Annotated in this window: 13 protein-coding genes and 3 pseudogenes; 11 read left to right on the top strand and 5 right to left on the bottom strand. The window is 69.8% G+C overall.

The window, feature by feature from the left end:
* Window positions 1-223: 223 nt before the first annotated feature.
* Window positions 224-1,144: a LysR family transcriptional regulator gene (locus ACIQ7D_RS32440; protein ID WP_403943830.1), complete on the bottom strand. Its 921-nt coding sequence runs from the start codon at window positions 1,142-1,144 to the stop codon at window positions 224-226.
* A gap of 98 nt (window positions 1,145-1,242) precedes the next feature.
* Here ACIQ7D_RS32440 and ACIQ7D_RS32435 point away from each other — a divergent pair, with 98 nt between their 5' ends.
* Both ACIQ7D_RS32435 and ACIQ7D_RS32430 read left to right on the top strand, forming a co-directional pair.
* Window positions 1,243-1,734 carry a GNAT family N-acetyltransferase gene (locus tag ACIQ7D_RS32435; RefSeq protein WP_403943829.1) on the top strand — a complete coding sequence of 164 codons (492 nt, stop codon included), beginning with the start codon at window positions 1,243-1,245 and terminating at the stop codon, window positions 1,732-1,734.
* A gap of 27 nt (window positions 1,735-1,761) precedes the next feature.
* Window positions 1,762-2,501: pseudogene (locus ACIQ7D_RS32430) on the top strand (transposase).
* A gap of 22 nt (window positions 2,502-2,523) precedes the next feature.
* On the opposite strand, the gene ACIQ7D_RS32425 reads toward ACIQ7D_RS32430, so the two are convergent.
* Window positions 2,524-3,420, bottom strand: coding sequence for a helix-turn-helix transcriptional regulator (locus tag ACIQ7D_RS32425; protein ID WP_403943828.1), 897 nt, complete (start codon window positions 3,418-3,420; stop codon window positions 2,524-2,526).
* Window positions 3,421-3,545: 125 nt separating this feature from the next.
* Here ACIQ7D_RS32425 and ACIQ7D_RS32420 point away from each other — a divergent pair, with 125 nt between their 5' ends.
* The 4 genes from ACIQ7D_RS32420 to ACIQ7D_RS32405 all read left to right on the top strand — a co-directional run bounded on the left by ACIQ7D_RS32420 (window position 3,546) and on the right by ACIQ7D_RS32405 (window position 8,551).
* Window positions 3,546-4,568, top strand: a complete 1,023-nt coding sequence (locus tag ACIQ7D_RS32420) for a zinc-dependent alcohol dehydrogenase family protein (RefSeq protein ID WP_403943826.1) — start codon at window positions 3,546-3,548, stop codon at window positions 4,566-4,568.
* A 94-nt stretch (window positions 4,569-4,662) separates the two neighbouring features.
* Window positions 4,663-5,430, top strand: a complete 768-nt coding sequence (locus ACIQ7D_RS32415) for an SDR family NAD(P)-dependent oxidoreductase (protein WP_403943823.1) — start codon at window positions 4,663-4,665, stop codon at window positions 5,428-5,430.
* Between the two features lie 642 nt (window positions 5,431-6,072).
* A complete protein-coding gene (locus ACIQ7D_RS32410) occupies window positions 6,073-7,218 on the top strand; it encodes a PQQ-dependent sugar dehydrogenase (RefSeq protein ID WP_403943822.1) in 1,146 nt (381 codons plus the stop codon).
* Between the two features lie 268 nt (window positions 7,219-7,486).
* Window positions 7,487-8,551: an alpha/beta hydrolase gene (locus tag ACIQ7D_RS32405; RefSeq protein WP_403943820.1), complete on the top strand. Its 1,065-nt coding sequence runs from the start codon at window positions 7,487-7,489 to the stop codon at window positions 8,549-8,551.
* A 356-nt stretch (window positions 8,552-8,907) separates the two neighbouring features.
* On the opposite strand, the pseudogene ACIQ7D_RS32400 reads toward ACIQ7D_RS32405, so the two are convergent.
* From ACIQ7D_RS32400 to ACIQ7D_RS32390, 3 genes and pseudogenes are all read right to left on the bottom strand, one after another.
* Window positions 8,908-9,260 (bottom strand): annotated as a pseudogene (locus ACIQ7D_RS32400) (Tn3 family transposase).
* 13 nt (window positions 9,261-9,273) lie between these two features.
* A pseudogene (locus ACIQ7D_RS32395) lies at window positions 9,274-9,990 on the bottom strand (DUF4158 domain-containing protein).
* A 253-nt stretch (window positions 9,991-10,243) separates the two neighbouring features.
* Window positions 10,244-11,272, bottom strand: a complete 1,029-nt coding sequence (locus ACIQ7D_RS32390) for a LacI family DNA-binding transcriptional regulator (protein ID WP_403943818.1) — start codon at window positions 11,270-11,272, stop codon at window positions 10,244-10,246.
* Between the two features lie 271 nt (window positions 11,273-11,543).
* Between ACIQ7D_RS32390 and ACIQ7D_RS32385 the strand changes: the two genes are divergently transcribed.
* From ACIQ7D_RS32385 to mptB, 5 genes are all read left to right on the top strand, one after another.
* Window positions 11,544-12,851 carry an ABC transporter substrate-binding protein gene (locus ACIQ7D_RS32385; protein WP_403943816.1) on the top strand — a complete coding sequence of 436 codons (1,308 nt, stop codon included), beginning with the start codon at window positions 11,544-11,546 and terminating at the stop codon, window positions 12,849-12,851.
* A 152-nt stretch (window positions 12,852-13,003) separates the two neighbouring features.
* Window positions 13,004-14,017 (top strand): carbohydrate ABC transporter permease, encoded by a 1,014-nt coding sequence (locus ACIQ7D_RS32380; protein WP_403943814.1) that lies wholly within the window; start codon window positions 13,004-13,006, stop codon window positions 14,015-14,017.
* 18 nt (window positions 14,018-14,035) lie between these two features.
* On the top strand, window positions 14,036-14,962 hold the full coding sequence (locus ACIQ7D_RS32375) for a carbohydrate ABC transporter permease (protein ID WP_403943812.1): 927 nt from the start codon (window positions 14,036-14,038) through the stop codon (window positions 14,960-14,962).
* An 81-nt stretch (window positions 14,963-15,043) separates the two neighbouring features.
* Window positions 15,044-16,492 (top strand): GH1 family beta-glucosidase, encoded by a 1,449-nt coding sequence (locus ACIQ7D_RS32370; protein ID WP_403943810.1) that lies wholly within the window; start codon window positions 15,044-15,046, stop codon window positions 16,490-16,492.
* 136 nt (window positions 16,493-16,628) lie between these two features.
* Window positions 16,629-17,668: polyprenol phosphomannose-dependent alpha 1,6 mannosyltransferase MptB (gene mptB / locus ACIQ7D_RS32365; protein ID WP_403943808.1), on the top strand; the 1,040-nt coding region annotated here is incomplete at its 3' end.

The following is a 17,668-nucleotide window of genomic DNA, read 5'->3' as shown; positions in this document are numbered from 1 at the left end:
GCGGCGTGATCACGTACGCGCCGCTGTGGCGGCCTGCTCGTCGTGCTCGCGAAGCATCCGCCGGCCGAGCAGATCGCACACCTAAGAGGCTGCGCGGATAGGAGCGGTTTCGGGATCGTCGGCTTGGGCTGTTGTTGCAGCGGTGGGTGCTCCAGGCCCGGCGGATGAGCTGCGCACGGTACGCCTTCGAGTGGCCCTTGCTTGGAGGTGCTCGCTCCTCAAGTCAGCGCACGCTCATCGTCCGGTCGTGGTCACGGCCTGTCATGGACTCAGATGCTGCGATGAAGGCTTGCAGGAGAGGACGGTCGTCTCCTCGGCGGGTGGCCATGAAGATCCGGCTCACGGTAGGAGGCCCGTCGAGTTCGAGCCTTCGGACGCCTGCGGGTAGCAGCGTCGTGACGCTGTAGGGGGCGATGCTGATGCCGAGGCCGGCCGCGACGAACATGATGATGGTGTGCCAGTTCGAGCACTCCTGTGCGACCTGGACGTCGATGCCCGCGTTCCGCAACGGCTGCGTGTTCATGTCGAACGCGTGAGTTCCTGCTGAACGCGGGAACAGGATCAGCGGGTCAGCGGCCAGAGCCCTTGCTTCCACACGGTCACCCCTTGCGGCGGGGTGCTCTGTGGGGATAACGGCGACGAACCGTTCCGATGCCAGTAGAGAAAGGTCGATGTCGTTTCGCTCCTCGGCGTCCCGCACGATCCCGACGTCGGCCGTACCCCGCTCCAGGGCTGCCAGGACGTCGGTGGTGAAACCGTCGTGAAGTTTGACCTGGACGTCCGGGCGGCAGCAGGAGAATGCACGGAGGTGTTCGCTGACGATCGCGGTGGCGGAGGTGATGAAGGCGACATCCAGACGGCCGGCCTCACCTCGGCCGACACGCCCGGCCTCGTCGAGGTCGGTCGCCAGACGGCCCAGAAGGTTCCTGGCCCTTGGCTGGAACGCCGCTCCCGCCTCTGTGAGGCGGACACTTCGAGAGGTCCGCCGGAACAGTTCAACGCCGACGATCTTCTCAAGCTGCCTGACCTGCTGGGACAGGGCGGGCTGAGCGATGTGCAGCCGCTGGGCGGCGCGGCCGAAGTGCAGTTCCTCAGCCACAGCCAGAAAGTACCGCAGATGACGGAGCTCGATTCGCTGATCCATAGCTCGAGCTTATTGATAGAGGTCAAGGTGTGTATTGGACATATGAGTGAGTGGAGCCGGAGGCTACGAGAAGCCATACCGGAAAGGGAACCCTTCTCATGCCGCACACCTCTGCCCCGACCATGGTCTCCTCGATCGGCTCACAGAGTGACGCCGACGCGTTCTACACGCTGAACGAGGAGTGGATCTCGCTCCTGTTCACCCTGCAAGAAGAGGACCGGGCCGTTCTCGGAGATCCGTTCGGCCGCATCGTGGGCCCGGGCGGCGACGTGCTCATGGCGCGCGAGCCGGGAAGCGGCACTGTAGTGGGGTGCGTCGCACTTCTGGCCTATCCGGACGCTGTGTTCGAGCTGGCGAAGATGGCCGTGGCTCCCGCCGCGCAAGGACGCGGCATCGGCCGCCAACTCATAGCCGCCGCGATCGACCGCGCCCGGGCACTCGGTAGGGCCCGGCTGTTCCTCGGCACGAACAGCAAGCTGGCCCCCGCCCTTCACCTCTACGAGGACGCGGGGTTTGTCAAGATCACCCGCGACCGTCTCCCCGTGGCCGACTACTACGCCCGCGCCGACATCCTCATGGAACTGCAGTGATAGCGCTCTGTGATCACTGGGAGACCTGTGCCTGCGCTTCCTTCATGGCTAACCGAACCGCTTTGGGACCAATTCGCGACCCTGCTGCCGGGGCGCCCGGTCTACGATCCGGCCCACCCCCTGGGCTGCCACCGCCGCCGGGTCAGCGACCGGATCGTCTTCGACCAACTGCTGCAGGTGCTGCGTTTCGGCTGCTCCTACCAAGCCATCGCCGATTCCACCTGCTCAGCCACCACGATCCGAGGCCGTCGACAGGTCGATCACAAAGGCCCCCGGAGGCGGGGAAGTCGCCGGACGCTCGTCCGTCGACCGAGGCAAACGGGGGATGAAACGCTCAGCCATGACGGATGGTTACGGCATCCCCCTGGGCCGAGTCCTGGCCGGGGCTAACTGCCACGACTCCCCGTTGCTCGCTCCCACCTGGACCTCCTGAACGACCTCGGCCCGCTGCCCGACGACATCACCGTGCACCTGGATGCCGGCTACGACTCGGCCAAAACACGTGCAGTCCTCGACGAACGCGGCCTCCGCGGCCAGATCGCCCACAAAGGCGAGAAGGCCCCTTGCAGGCCACTCAGCGCTGGCACGTCGAGCGCACCCACGCATGGCAGAACGCCTTCCATCGGCTCGCCTGCTGCTACGAACGCCATCTCCACGTCATCAACGCCTTCTTTGACCTCGCAGACGCCGTCATCACCGTATGTAGCCTCATCCGCCGCGGCTGGACCACTCACCGCTGGGACAACCGCCCAACCCGACGCCCCTGAAACTGCCCTATCCGTGCGGCCTCTAAAGGTGATGGGGGCGAATGCGGCGTACGTCGTCGCTGATGGCCTGCGGCTGCTTCTGCGTATCGGCCCAGGTGGCCAGCAGGGTGAGAGCGTCAGCGCTGGGCGTACCGGGGTCTGCGGTGTAGGTGGTGATGGAGACGTGCGGGTCGCCGGGCAGTGCGAAGTCGTCGTACGCGAGGTCCATCGTTCCGACGGACGGGTGGTGGACGACCTTGCGTCCGCGCGAGTGGCGGCGCACGTTGCGCTTGGCCCAGCGGGTGCTGAAATCGGTGCTGCGCGTGGAGAGCTCGCCGATGAGTTCGGTCACCTGCTTATCCAGCGGGTCGCGTCCGGCGGTCGCGCGGAGCATCGCGACCACCTGGTCCTTCGCCTCGTCGAGGTCGGCGTAGTAGGCCTCCGCACGTGGATCGAGGTACACGTACCGGGCGAGGTTCGGGGGCTGCTGGGCCATGTCGAAGAGGTCGGCGTACAGAGCGCGGCCCAGGTCGTTGGCCGCGAGGAGGTCGAGGCGGCCGTTCTGTACGACGGCGGGAACGCTCATGGAGTCGAGGACCTGCTGTACGGACGCGGTGATGGGGTAGGTGCGCTGGGGGCGTTTGCGGCGTGCACCGGGTGCGACGTTGCGTGCCAGGTCGTACAGGTGGGCGCGCTCGTCGTCGTCGAGTTGCAGCGCACGGGCGATCGCATCGAGGACGCTCTCGGACGCGCCACCGAGTTGGCCGCGCTCCATACGGGTGTAGTACTCGACGCTGAGGCCGGCGAGCATCGCGACTTCCTCGCGCCGCAGCCCTTTGACGCGGCGGTTGCCTCCGACGTAGGGCAGCCCGGCCTGCTCGGGCGTGATCCGCGCCCTGCGGCTCATGAGGAAGCCCCGGATCTCCTGCTGAAACTCCATGGCTCCCAGGCTAGGGCGCCTGTTCCTGGCGTGGGGGTCCCTGAGAGTGCCTGGCAGGCATCCGCGAGGCGGGGGACGGTGGATGGGCAAACCCAGAAAAGCTGTCTGAAGGGGATGTCTGCCAAGTGCGTGGAGCTGTCCTGTATGCCCCGGGCGATGTCCGGGTGGAAGAACGTGAGTACCCGGCGATCGTCGCGCCGACGGATGCGGTCATCCGTGTGTCTGCGACCTGCGTGTGCGGGTCTGACCTATGGGACTACCGCGGGATCAACGAAGTGACGCAGCCCACCCCGGCGGGGCACGAGTACGTCGGTGTGGTCACCGAGATCGGCGACGAGGTCAAGAACATTGCGGTCGGTGACTTCGTCGTCGGTTCCTTCTTCGCCTCGGACAACACCTGTGAGATCTGCGAGGCCGGCTACCAGTCGCGGTGCGCGCACGCCGAGTTCGTCGGCGCCGGCGGGGCGCAGTCGGAGTACCTGCGGGTGCCGCTGGCCGACGGCACCCTCGTTGCCACCCCCGGGATGCCGGACGAGGACCTGATCCCCTCGCTGCTGGCCGCCTCCGATGTGCTCGGAACGGGCTGGTTCGGCGCCGTGGCCGCTGAGGCCGGGCCGGGCAAGAGCGTGGCCGTGGTCGGTGACGGCGCCGTGGGCCTGCTCGCCGTGCTGGCCGCGAAGCAGCTGGGCGCGGAGCGGATCATCGCGATGTCGCGGCACGCGTCGCGGCAGAAGCTCGCCCTGGAGTTCGGTGCGACCGACATTGTCACCGAGCGCGGTGACGAGGGCGTGGCCAGGATCAAGGAGCTCACCGGTGGATACGGCGCCCACAGCGTGATCGAGGCCGTCGGCACCCAGGAATCGATGATGCAGGCCATCCGCTCCACCCGCGCCGGCGGACACGTGGGATACGTGGGTGTGGCGCACGGGGTGGAGCTTCCGGGCGAGGAACTGTTCTTCGCCGAGGTGCACCTGCACGGCGGGCCCGCTCCGGTGCGCCGGTTCCTGCCCGAGCTGGTCCAGCTCATCTGGGACCGCGAGATCGACCCGGGCAAGGTCTTCGATCTCACCCTCCCGCTCGATCAGGCCGCGGAGGGATTCGAGGCGATGGACGAGCGCCGCGCCATAAAGACCCTGCTGAAGCCCTGACCCCTCGCTCACCCCTTCCAGCCCCCCTCGCCCGGGGCCTCGAAGATCCTGGGCAGCTTGCGGAACCTCATTTTGATTTCGACAGGAGAACACCATGAACCCCACCTACGACTTCTCCGGGCGGGTGGCTCTGGTCACCGGCGCCGCCTCCGGCATGGGGCTGGCCGCAGCCCGCGCCTTCGCCGACTCCGGCGCCGCCGTGGTCCTGGCCGACCTCCACCCCGAAGCCGTCCACAAGGCGGCCGAAGAGATCACCGGCAGCGGCGGCCGGGCGATCGGTGTCGTCTGCGATGTCACCGACGAACAGCAAGCGGAAGCGGCAGTGCGGGCCGCGGTGACGGAGTACGGCCGCCTGGACATGGCGTTCAACAATGCCGGCATCCAGGTGCCGCCGACCGACGCGGCCGACGAGACGGCCGAGAGCTTCGACCGCGTCAACGCCGTCAACCTGCGCGGCGTCTGGGCGGCGATGAAGCACGAACTGCGGCAGATGCGCGAGCAGGGCGGCGGCGCCATCGTCAACTGCTCCTCCCTGGGCGGGCTCGTCGGACTGCCCGAGCGCGCCGCCTACCACGCCTCCAAGCACGGCGTCATCGGCCTGACCCGCAGCGCCGCGGTCGAGTACGCGCCCCGCGGCATCCGCATCAACGCCGTGTGCCCCGGTGTCATCAACACCCCGATGGTCGCCGACATGGTCGAAAACCAGGCCGAGGCCATGGCCGGGATCATCAAGGAGCAGCCCATCGGCCGGCTGGGGAGTGCGGACGAGGTCGCCGCAGCCGTCCTGTGGCTGTGCAGCCCCGGCGCCAGCTTCGTCATCGGAACGGCTCTTCCCGTCGACGGTGGCTTCACCGTCCACTGATACGGCGCCGGACAGGCCCCCGGTCTCCGCCGGCGGACAGGCGAAAGGGTCGGGGTTGTGGCAGGGGTTCGGGGTGGTGGTTGGCCTGTTGAACAGCATGTTCGTGGGTCGGGCTGTGAATCGCCCCGATGCGGAGTCCACGGAACTCGGGGCAGGCCGTCGGCTCCACCGAACGCAGGGCAGTCCGGAGATCTGTGTCGAAGCCGGGGCGGTTCGGTCCGCGTCGGCCCGGCATGGTTCGTCAGGACCCCGGAGCCCGCTGGGTCGCCCTCGCGCCGGTGGCCGCCGCGCCGGCGATTTCGTTGCCGACGGGCGCCTGGGGGTTCCTGACCGGCTTCGCGCTCGCGCGCCAGGATGCGGTGCCCCTCTGCGCCATCGCATCGACTCGTACCGGTCTTGGGGGCTCTTCGCGGACGTACCCGGGGCGCTCCCGTGCCCGGGACGGGCGGGTTGAGGTGTCCGACGGGAGGGGACCGCCGGACCAGGACTCGGCAGGACCTGATTCGGGCGCGCGGCCCTCCCTTGCGTAAAGACGGCATGAAGCCGGCCGGGATGCCGACGACGCATCCGGAGGGCAATTGATGATCGCCGACCGAGGTTCCGCGATATCAGCCGCAGATTCACCACGACCTGGAGACGATCATGAAACGAGCAGCTGTCTTGCCCGGCCTCGCCGCCGCCCTGCTCCTGACAGGATGCACCGGTGCCTTGGGCGGGACGACCACCCCCTCGCCCCCTTCATCCGGGCTGCCGGAGGCGGCCCCGCCGACAGGCGACACCCCCGACTACACGGGGCCGAGCCTGGTCGGCCTGGGCACCGATGACTTCGGCGTCACGGTCGTCACCGACGAGCTGGACTACCCATGGGAGGTGCGCCAGTCCGAGGGCACGCTCGTCGTCACCGAGATCGCGGGCACCATTGCGATGGTCGACCACGAGGACCGATTCGACCGCTACGAGGTGCAGACCTCCGCCCCGGTCGTCCATGACGGCGGCAGCGGCCTGATGGGGCTGGCGCTGGCCGAGGACTTCTCCGAGTCGGGCACCGCGTACCTCTACTACACCTACGAGGGCCAGGACGGGCTGACGAACCGGATAGCCGCGGTGCGCTTCGACGGCTCCGCCTGGCGCGAGACCGGGGTGCTGCTGGACGGCATCCCGGGCCACGAGCTCTACAACGGGGGCAGGATCGCGATCGGCCCCGACGGGTACCTGTACGCGACGACCGGCTGGGTCCATGACGAGCGGATGCCCCAGGACCGCAACAGCCTCGCCGGGAAGATCCTTCGTCTGGGGCTGGACGGCTCCGTGCCCGAGGACAACCCGTTCGACGGCTCCTATGTGTACTCCTACGGGCACCGCAACCCGCAGGGGCTGGCCTGGGACGCCGAGGGCCGGCTGTTCTCGGCCGAGCACGGTGAGGCCGCCCACGACGAGATCAACCTCATCACCCCCGGCACGAACTACGGCTGGCCAGTCGCCGAGGGGACCGACGACCAGGACGGCATGGAGCCTGCGTTCCTGGGCTCGGGATCCGACACCTGGGCACCGTCGGGCATCTCCTTCGCCGGCGACGAGCTCGTGGTCGCGGCGCTTGCCGCGCAGATCCTCTACGTGATGGACCACGACGCGCGGCGCATGGACCCGCTGTTCAGTTCCGGCGAGCGCGCCCGCGCCGTACTGCCCTACCAGAACGGCATCTACGTCACCTCCACCAACACCTCCCCGCGCGCGACCGAGGAGGCCGAGTCGGTGGACCGTCTGCTGTGGATCAGCGCCGCGTCATGACGAGGCCCGCACTCGTCCGGGCCCTCGGCATGCCGGCCACGACGACAGGCAGCGTCTTGAGGGGCGCTCCCGGCGGAACCGGGCAGCCCAGAGCGATCCAGCGCGGCACGGCACCGGGTGACGGGACACCGTGCCCCGAGGCCGGCGGGCCCCTCCCCGCAGATGCCCACTTCTTCACCGGCCGGCCGCCGATCGTCGCCGGCCGAACCGTCGTCCCCGATGCCGGGGACCCACGCTCCCAGCCCCAGACCGAGAGACAGGACCCAGGATGACGAACACCACCTCGACGCTCAAGCGCCGCTCGCTGCTCCAAGCGGCGTCGGCCGCGCTGCTGGTGAGCGGATGCTCCAGCGCCGGAGCGGACCCGAAACCGGCCGCCTCTACGGCGGCTGCCGGCGCCAAGACCGGCCACGCCGAGGGTGCGGAGAGCGTGACCTTCCCCAGCGACTCGGTCACGATCGCCGGCAACCTGTACCGCCCGCCCGGCTTCGACGCCTCGCGGACCTATCCCGCGATCGTGGTCTCCCACCCGTGGGGCGGCGTCAAGGAGCAGACCGCCGGCCTGTACGCCCGCTCGATGGCCGAGCAGGGATTCATCACCCTGGCCTACGACGCCTCGCACTACGGGCAGAGCGAGGGGAAGCCGCGGAACATGGAGGACCCCAGCCACCGCGTCCGCGACATCCGCAGTGCGGTCACCTATCTCAGCAACCACCGACAGGTCGACGCGGACCGGATCGGAACCCTCGGCGTCTGCGCCGGCGGCGGCTACACCATCGACGAGGCCCAGACCGACCTGCGCGTCAGGGCCGTGGCCACGGTCGTGGCCTACGACATGGGTGCCGCCGCGCGCGAAGGGATCGACGGGGCACCGGTCTCCTACGACCAGAGGATGACCCAGCTCGAGGAGATCGGCCAGCAGCTGACCCGCGAGGCCGGCGGCAAGCCGCTCGTCGAGCAGCTCGTCCCCAGCCCTGACCAGCAGACCGACGACACGCCGTCCTTCTTCCGCGAAGCCGCGGACTACTACCTGACCGATCGCGGCAGCCATCCCCGCGCGGAGAACCGCTTCGTGGTCACCAGCGTGGGCCTGCACATGTCCTACTTCCCGTTCGCGCAGATCGAGACGATCTCACCCCGGCCACTCCTGCTGATCGCCGGGGAGAACGCCGAGACACTGGGCTTCAGCCGGACCGCCTACGAGGCGGCGAAAGAGCCCAAGGAACTCATGGTCGTGCCCGCGGCCTCCCACTTCGACCTGTACGACAAGCCCGCATACGTCGAGCCGGCCGTGGAACGGATGGCGGGGTTCTTCACCAAGCACCTGGCATAGGGCCAGCCCCTCGGACGCGGCAGGTGCCGCGATGAGGAATCCGGACCCCGGTGGGGCGGTCGCGACAGCGAGCGCCCCACCGGGCGGCGCGAAAGTGGACGAGGCGGCGGACCTCGAGGGAGAAGGCGCCGTCCGAAAAGTCCACGGGCAGGACTCCGGGTGCGGGCAGGCGTCTCCGCCTGCCGTTGTGCAGGAGCAGCCCGTCGACGAAGTCCTTCATCGGGTCTCGGTGCTCGATCGGTCGGCGGCATCCGCCGGGCTGTGGGGGCGGGGCACCGTGAGGACCAGGTCGAGGCGCTTGTCCATGTCCAGGCGGAAGGTGCCGTACGGGTTGACGTTGGACCAGAACAGCGCAGTCAGGCCGCGCCGGTCATCGTCCGAGAGCTTCTTCGCCAGGCCGGTTCGGCCAGGACCTGCTGTACCAGCAGGGTATTGACGTGCACGAGCGCGGACTGGGGCAGGTGCAGGGAGAGCATCGAGGTCTCAGCGTGCTCCTTGTCCGGCCCGGTCAGGGCGCTGTCCTTGCCGTAGTGGAGCACGGTGTTCGCGCTGTTCCAGTTCTCGACGACCTGGAGCCCGCCGTGGATCTCCCGGCGCAGTCCGGGGCTGCCAGGCAGTCACAGGCGAAAACCGTACGGACCGCGCGGCCGAGTTCTTCGAGCGCGGCGTAGGTGGGGTGCTTGGGGCCGCCACGGGTGAAGCGGCGCAGAACCTGTTCCGCCTCAGGCAGCCACCAACTTCTCCGAGCAGTCCGCGAACAACCCGTCAGGCAGCCCGAGCTTGCGCACGTCGTCGAGCTTGGTGATCTCTGTGAGCAGGGAGTCCAGGCCGACCGTGCCCGGGTCGCGCTTGAGCGCAGCCAGCAGGGCGATCCCCGCCTCGTTGTCCTCAGCCACCAAAGACAACAGCCGAGCCGTGCCGACCTCGCCCAGGCGGCCGATCGTGCGGGCGCAGAACGTCTTCTCCCACTTGCCCCGCGCCGCGGCGAGTACCTTCTCGACCCGGGTCCGGCCCGGCGGCTCGATCTTCCGGGCCCGGCACTCGACCAGCAGGGCCTCGCGCTGCCGGTCCTCCACCAACTCGACCGGACAGACCTCCACGGCCAGCCACTCGGCCAGCGCCTTCTCGTCCGCGACCGTCGACGGCCGGAACCCCAGAGCCTCACGGATCTGCTTGCGGTGATACTCGGCAGTCCGGCCGACCAGCGTGTACTTCGCGAAGTCGGTGGCCGGGACCTTCACCAGATCGGCGATCTACTCCACCGCGGCCGACGGGACCTCTTCCAGCACATCAGGGAACCGGCCTTCCAGCTCGAAGAACTTCAGCAACAAACTGAAGCCGAGCCGGGTCGACCCGCTCTTGTTCGCCACCAGGTCCCAGTCGCCCTCTACCAGCGTCCAGTTCGCCAACAGCTCCTCTGGCGACCACTCTTGCCGCACGCCCGCCTCTTTGGCCTTGATCACTCGATCAGACCAACGACGGCGCCATGGACACGGAAACAGGACTCATCCCGCTACCTCGACCTACTTTGCGGCTGGTGTCTGAGCTAGGACACCGAGGCCCGTACGGTCCGTACCGCACGCTTACCGCACCCGCAGCGGCCCCGTACCGCCCCGTACCGCTCGTGCCGGAGCTCCCGTCCCGTGCGTGTCGCACTGCCGCGTGACACGCCCGGGACGCGCCGGCCGCGCGTCAGCCGCTCTCCCGGTGGACGAGCGTCGTCGGCAGCACGAGCCGCCGCCGCGGCCGGGCGGGGTCCCTGATCTCGTCGAGCAGCAGCCGGGTGATGGTCCGCCCGATCTCCTCGGACGGCTGGTCGACACTGGTCAGGGGCGGCACGGTGTGCCGCGCCACCATCGAGTCGTCGAAGCCGATGACCGCCACGTCCTCCGGGACACGCCTGCCTCGCGCCCGCAGCTCGGTCAGCGCGCCCGCCGCCATCACATCGGACGCGGCGAAGACCGCGTCGAGATCCGGCCGGCGTTCGAGGAGCCGCCGCATCGCGTCCCGGCCGCCCTCCTCGGTGAAGTCCCCCAGCGCCACCAGCGAGTCGTCCGCCGCCACGCCCTGTTCGCGATGGGCGTCGCGCCAGCCCTGGAGCCGGCCGTCACCGACGTCCATGTCGAGGGGACCGGTGATGGTGGCGACCGCGGCGCACCCCCGGCCCAGCAGATGGCGTACGGCCTGCGCCGCCCCGCCCGCGTTGTCGGAGCGGACATGGCTCAGCGGCTCGGCGGGGGAGCGCCGCCCGGCCAGCACGGTCGGTATCTGCAGCTTCTCCAGGAACTCCGGCAGCGCGTCGTCCTGGTGGACCGAGACGAGCAGCACCCCGTCCACCCGGTGCGCCTCCACGAACCGGGTCAGCCGGTCGCGCTCGCGCTGGTTCCGCACCAGGATCAGCAGCAGCTGCATCTCGGTGTCGGCGAGTTCGGTACTCACCCCGCGGATGACGGCGGAGAAGTACGGCTCCGAGGCCAGCCGGCTCTCCGACTCGGGGATCACCAGAGCGATACTGTCGGTCCTGCTGGTGACCAGCGAGCGCGCGGCGGGGTTCGGCACGTAGTTGAGCTCCGCGACCGCCGCCTCGACGGCCGCCCTGGCCTTCGCGCTCACGCCCGGCGCGCCGTTCACGACCCGCGACACCGTGCCGCGACCCACGCCCGCGAGCTGGGCCACGGCTTCAAGAGTTGGCCTCCGGCCTGGTGGTTTACGGCTGCTCATCACGTCTCCTGACTCTCGCCCCTGGTCGGCGCCGGAGCGCTCACCAGGAGATTGTGCTGGCCGCCGGGGGATCCGGGGGCGGACGGCCGGAGTTCGGACACATTCGCGCAACGGAACCGACTTCGACTCTTGACACAGACCTGTGTTCACCGAGAGTCTTCCACAACCCGTTGGGAGCGCTCCCAAATTGCTGCGGAGCGGGTCTCCCATCCAGTCGACCGTGAGAGCCGCAGCAGCGCCCGCCTGTGCGCCGCTGCCAGGAGGAATCCACATGGGCACTGCCCGCAGACGCTTCGGTTCCACCCTCGCATCCGTCACCTCGGTTGCGGTGTCCCTCGTCCTTGTCGCCGGCTGCGGAGGCGGCTCGGACACGGACACGGCGCGTACGAAGGACGGCAAGACCGTCATCAGCCTGGGCCTGTTCGGGGTCATGGGGTACAAGGAGACCGGTCTCCTCGACCGCTACATGAAGGAGAACCCGGACATCCTGATCGAGGCGGATGTGACCGGTGACGAGCAGACCTACTACACCGCGCTCCAGACCCACCTCGCCGCGGGCAGCGGCCTCAAGGACATCCAGGGCATAGAGATCGGCCGCGCCAAGGAGCTGGTGGACACCCAGGCCGACAAGTTCACCGACCTGTCCAAGACCGCGAACCTCGACCACTTCCTGCCGTGGAAGTCGAGCCAGGTCACCACCGCCGACGGCAAGCTGCTGGGGCTCGGCACGGACATCGGCCCGATGGCCGTCTGTTACCGCAAGGACCTCTTCGAGCAGGCCGGACTGCCCACCGACCGGGAGAAGGTGGCGCAGCTGTGGGCGGGCGACTGGACCAAGTACGTCGAGACGGGGCGGCAGTTCAAGGCGAACTCCAAGGAGGGCAAGGTCTCCTACATGGACAGCTCCAGCGGGCTGTTCAACGCGATGATCTACGGCGGTGACCAGCAGTTCTACGACAAGGACGGCAAGCTCGTCTACAAGGACAACCCGGTCGTCAAGGACGCCTGGACCCTCGCGACGGACGCCGCCGAGTCCGGACTGACCGCGAAGCTCCGCCAGTTCCAGCCCGGCTGGGACCCGGGCCTGTCCAACAGCACCTTCGCCACCACCGTCTGCCCGGCCTGGATGCTCGCCCACATCAGCGAGAAGGCCGGCCCGGCGAACAAGGGCAAGTGGGACGTGGCCAAGGCACCCAAGGGCGCCAACTGGGGCGGGGCGTTCCTCGGCGTGATGGAGAAGAGCCCGGTCAAGAAGGAGGCCGAGAAGCTGGTCGCCTGGCTGACCGCGCCCGAGCAGCAGGCCTTCATCTTCAAGAAGCTCGGCAACTTCCCGTCGTCGAAGACGGCGATCGACATGCCCGACGTCTCCTCGGGCACCTCCGCCTACTTCAGTGACGCGCCGATCGGCCAGATCTTCGGTGCCGCGGCGAAGGAGATCCCGGACGAGCAGATCCTCGGACGCAAGGACGGCAGCATCAAGGACACCTTCTCGGCGGGGATCCAGCTCGTCGAGCAGGGCAAGAAGCCGGACGAGGCGTGGAAGACCACGGACGAGCGCATCGAGAAGCTGGCGCGCTGACGACGGCCGGCCCCGTCAGCGGGGCCGTTCCCGGCCCGAGATGACCCGGGCCGCCCTGCTCCGACCCGTGGCCCGGTCCGGCGGCCGGTGGTTCCCGCCACCGCCGCCGGGCCGGGCCCGCCCCACCGATCACTCCACGGAAGGAAGCCCGCGTGGCCACCTCCACCCCGGCAGCCCCCACCGGCGGGCAGCCGCACCCCGCGTCAGCCGGCCCCTCCTCGAAGGGCGGCGCCGGCGGCGGGGCGCCCCGGCAGTCGCGGCGCAACCTTCTGCACCGCCTGGACCTCGGGGCGGTGCCGTACGGCTTCATCGCCCCGTTCTTCCTGATCTTCGGCGCCTTCGGGCTCTACCCGCTGCTCTACACCTTCTGGATCTCGCTGCACCGCGTCGAGCTCTCCACGATGGACACCATGGAGTGGCGCGGGCTCGCCAACTTCACGGAGCTGTTCGAGGACGAGCGCTTCTGGAACGCGCTGACCAACACCTTCACCATCGGGGTCATCTCCACCGTCCCGCAGTTGCTGATGGCCCTGGGACTCGCGCATCTGCTCAACTACCGGCTCCGCGGCTCGGTGTTCTTCCGGGTCGCCGTCCTCACCCCGTACGCGACGTCCATCGGCGCCGCCGCGCTCGTCTTCACCATGCTCTTCGAGCGCGACTTCGGCATGATCAACTGGGGGCTCGGGCTGTTCGGCATCGACCACGTCGACTGGGAGAGCCAGAAGTGGCCCGCGCAGTTCGCCATCTCCACCATCGTGATCTGGCGCTGGACCGGCTACAACGCCCTGCTCTACCTCGCCTCCATGCAGGCCATACCGAAGGACCTGTACGAGGCCGCCGCCATCGACGGCGCGTCGCGCTGGCAGCAGTTCCGTACCGTCACCATCCCGGGCATCAGCGCGACGATCATCTTCACGATCGTGCTCTCCACGATCGGCGCGACCCAGCTCTTCGGTGAACCGCTGATCTTCGGGCAGGGGCCCAACGGCATCAGCGGCGGCGCCGACAACCAGTACCAGACGCTGGGGCTGCTGCTCTACGAAGAGGGCTGGAAGAACTACCAGATGGGGCGGGCCTCGGCGATCGCCTGGGCGATGTTCCTCATCCTCATCCTCGTCTTCGTCCTCCAGCGCCTCATCGCCCGCGTCACGTCCCGCAAGTCCTGACAGGGAGCCAGCACCCCCATGACCACCGATATCGCACAGGTCCGGGCGGGCGTACACGACCGGACCGCCCCTCCGCAGGCCCCCGCCCGGCGCCGGTTCGGCCGGCTCCTGCGGCCGGGCGCCGGGCGCCAGCACGACGCGGGCCCCCTCGCGTACTTCCTGCTCGGATTCGCCGCGCTGGTCTCCCTCTTCCCGCTGTACTGGACGATGGTGGCCGCGTCGACGGACAACACCCGGGTCTCCCAGACGCCGCCGCCGTTCCTGCCGGGGCCGAACCTGTTCAAGAACCTCGGGACGGCGTGGACGGACGCCGCGATGGGCCGGGCGATGGTCAACAGCCTGATCGTCGCCGGGGTGATCGCCCTCTCCACCGTCTTCTTCGCCACCCTGGCCGGCTTCGCCTTCGCCAAGCTCCGCTTCAAGGGCCGCAACATCCTGCTGATGCTGGTCATCGGCACGATGATGGTGCCCCCGCAGCTCGGTGTCGTACCGCTGTTCATGATGATGGCCGACCTCGGCTGGGGGCAGCAGCTCCCGTCCGTCATCTTCCCGACGCTGGTCAGCGCAGTCGGGGTGTTCTTCATGCGCCAGTATCTGAAGGAGGCCCTGCCCGACGAACTCATCGAGGCCGGACGCCTCGACGGGGCCCACTCGCTGCGGATCTTCTGGTCCATCGTCCTGCCGATCGCCCGGCCCCCGATGGCCGTCCTCTTCATGATCATTTTCGTGCACGCCTGGAACGACTTCTTCTGGCCCTTCATCGCCCTGGACATGACCAACCCGACCGTGCCCGTCGCCCTCACCCAGCTCAGCGCGGGCTATGTCCGCGACCAGTCGGTGATCATGGCCGGTGCGCTCCTCGGCACCCTGCCCCTGCTGGCGATGTTCATCGTCTTCGGCCGGCAGATCGTCGGCGGCATCATGCAGGGCGCGGTCAAGGGCTGACCCCGACCCCTCCGTCCCGCCCGCGCCTCCTCCCACCCATCCGACGCACCACAACCGTTCGATCTCTGCGGAAGGACCCTTGTGGCCACCTCAGCACCTCTCACCGGCCGAGCCCTGGACCCTGCGGCACCCCTGAGCTTCCCGCCCGACTTCCTCTGGGGCACCGCGACCGCCGCGTACCAGATCGAAGGCGCCGCCCAGGAGGACGGCCGTACCCCCTCCATCTGGGACGTCTACTCCCACACGCCGGGCAGGGTACGCAACGGCGACACCGGCGACATCGCCACGGACCACTACCACCGCTGGCCCGAGGACATCGAGATCATGTCCTCCCTCGGGGTCTCCGCGTACCGCTTCTCCGTCTCCTGGCCGCGTGTGCAGCCCACCGGCAGCGGCCCCGCGTCGCAGAAGGGGCTCGACTTCTACCGGCGGCTCACCGACGCGCTGCTCGCCAAGGGCATCGAGCCCGTCGTCACGCTCTACCACTGGGACCTGCCCCAGCACCTGGAGGACGCGGGCGGCTGGCCGGAGCGGGACACCGCGTTCCGCTTCGCCGAGTACGCGGGCCTCGTCGCCGACGCCCTGGGCGACCGGGTGAAGACCTGGACCACCCTCAACGAGCCCTGGTGCAGCGCGTTCCTCGGCTACGGCTCAGGCGTCCACGCCCCCGGCCGTACCGACCCCGCCGCCGCGCTGCGCGCCGCGCACCACCTCAACCTCGGTCACGGGCTCGCCGTCGCGGCGCTGCGCGAGCGGCTGCCGGCCGGCGCCCAGGTCTCCGTCACGCTCAATCTGCACCATGTACGGCCGCTCACCGGGAGCGCGGCCGACCGCGACGCCGCCCGCCGGATCGACGGCACCGCCAACCGGATCTTCACCGGCCCCATGCTGGACGGCGCCTACCCCGCCGATGTCGTCGAGGACACCTCGTCCGTCACCGACTGGTCCTTCGTCCAGGACGGCGACACGGCCCGGATCCACCAGCCGCTCGACTTCCTGGGCGTCAACTACTACTCGCCCACGCTCGTCTCCCACCACGACGGACCGCCCGTCCACGGCGCCGACGGGCACGGCGCCAGCGACCACAGCCCCTGGCCGGGCGCCGACCACATCGCCTTCCACCAGACGCCCGGCGACCGGACCGCCATGGGCTGGACGATCGACCCGAGCGGGCTGTACGAACTGCTCCTGCGGGTACGGGACGACCACCCCGCGCTGCCCCTGATGATCACCGAGAACGGTTCGGCCTTCGACGACTACGCGGGCCCCGAGGGCGAGGTCCGCGACCCGGAACGGATCGCCTACCTCCACGACCACCTCACGGCCGTCCACCGGGCGATGGAGGCGGGGGCGGACGTCCGCGGCTACTTCCTCTGGTCGCTGCTCGACAACTTCGAGTGGGGGTACGGCTACAGCAAGCGCTTCGGCGCGGTGTACGTCGACTACGCGACCCAGCGCCGTATCCCCAAGTCCAGCGCCCACTGGTACGCGAAGCTCACGCACGACGGGACGCTGCCACCGCGCGGCTGACCCCGGCCGGCGCCCCCGGAGCCGGCCGGGCTCAGCCGGCTCCGGGGGCGCGGCTTCAGTCGGTGGCCAGACGGCTGCCACCGGGACGTGACGGCGTCGTCGCCTGGCGGCCACCCCCTCCTGCGAGCCTCCACAGATGCTCGCCCTGAACGCCGATGTGCGCCTGGACCGGTGCCGGACCGTGGGGCTCGTGGGAACCGTCGCGATCACCGCCGGCGGACTGACCGCGGGCGCCCTGCCCTTCCGCGACACGCCGCCCGCCACCTCGGGCCGGGGCGCCCTGGGCCTGCTGTGCGCGTACTTCGGCCTCGTCCTGCTGATCGCGGCCTGGTGGTGGCTGGGCCGCGCGGTGCGCTCCCCGCGCCCGCCCGCGCCCCGCGAACTGCTCACCACCCTCGCCGTATGGGCGGCGCCGCTGCTGCTCGGACCGCCCCTGTTCAGCCGGGACGTGTACAGCTATCTCGCGCAGGGCGCCATGGTCGACGCGCGGATCGACGTCTACACCCACGGGCCGGCGCTGCTCGGCGGGCCGCTCGCCGCCGAGGTCGCACCGGTGTGGCTGCACACCCCGGCACCGTACGGCCCGGTCTTCCTGGCCGTCTCCGCCCGGGCCGCCGACCTCGTCCCGGCCGGGCTCGCCCCCACCGATGTCTCCGCCGCCGTCCTCGGCATGCGCCTGGTCGCGCTGCTCGGCGTCGGGCTGATGGCCCTCTGTCTGCCGCCGCTCGCCGACCGCTGCGGCGTCCCGCGGTCCGCCGCGCTCTGGCTCGGCGCGCTCAACCCGCTCGTCCTGCTGCATCTGGTCGCCGGAGCCCACAACGACGCCCTGATGCTCGGGCTGCTCGGCGCCGGTCTGGTCGTGGCGCTCGGTCCGGCCCACCGGGCGGAGCCGGACCCCGGCAGGCCCACCGGAAGAGCCGCCGGCTGGGTCCCCGGCGTGCGGCCGCTGTGGGCCACCGTGCTCGTCAGTCTCGCCGCACTGGTCAAGGCGCCCGCCGCGCTCGGACTGCTCGCGGTCGCCGCCCTGTGGTCCGGCCATCTGAGCGGACGCGCCCGGGTGGTCAGGGCGCCCGCGCGGGCCCGCGCCCGCCCCCGGCCCACCCCCCCCCCGGGGCCCGCCCGGCCCCGCCCCGGGGACCGCCGGCGCCCCCCCCCCACCACCCCCCGGGCACCCGC

This window comes from Streptomyces sp. NPDC096310, assembly GCF_044763125.1.
Classification (GTDB): domain Bacteria; phylum Actinomycetota; class Actinomycetes; order Streptomycetales; family Streptomycetaceae; genus Streptomyces.
Note: the sequence above shows the minus strand (reverse complement) of the source record. Positions and strands in the feature narration are given on the sequence as shown.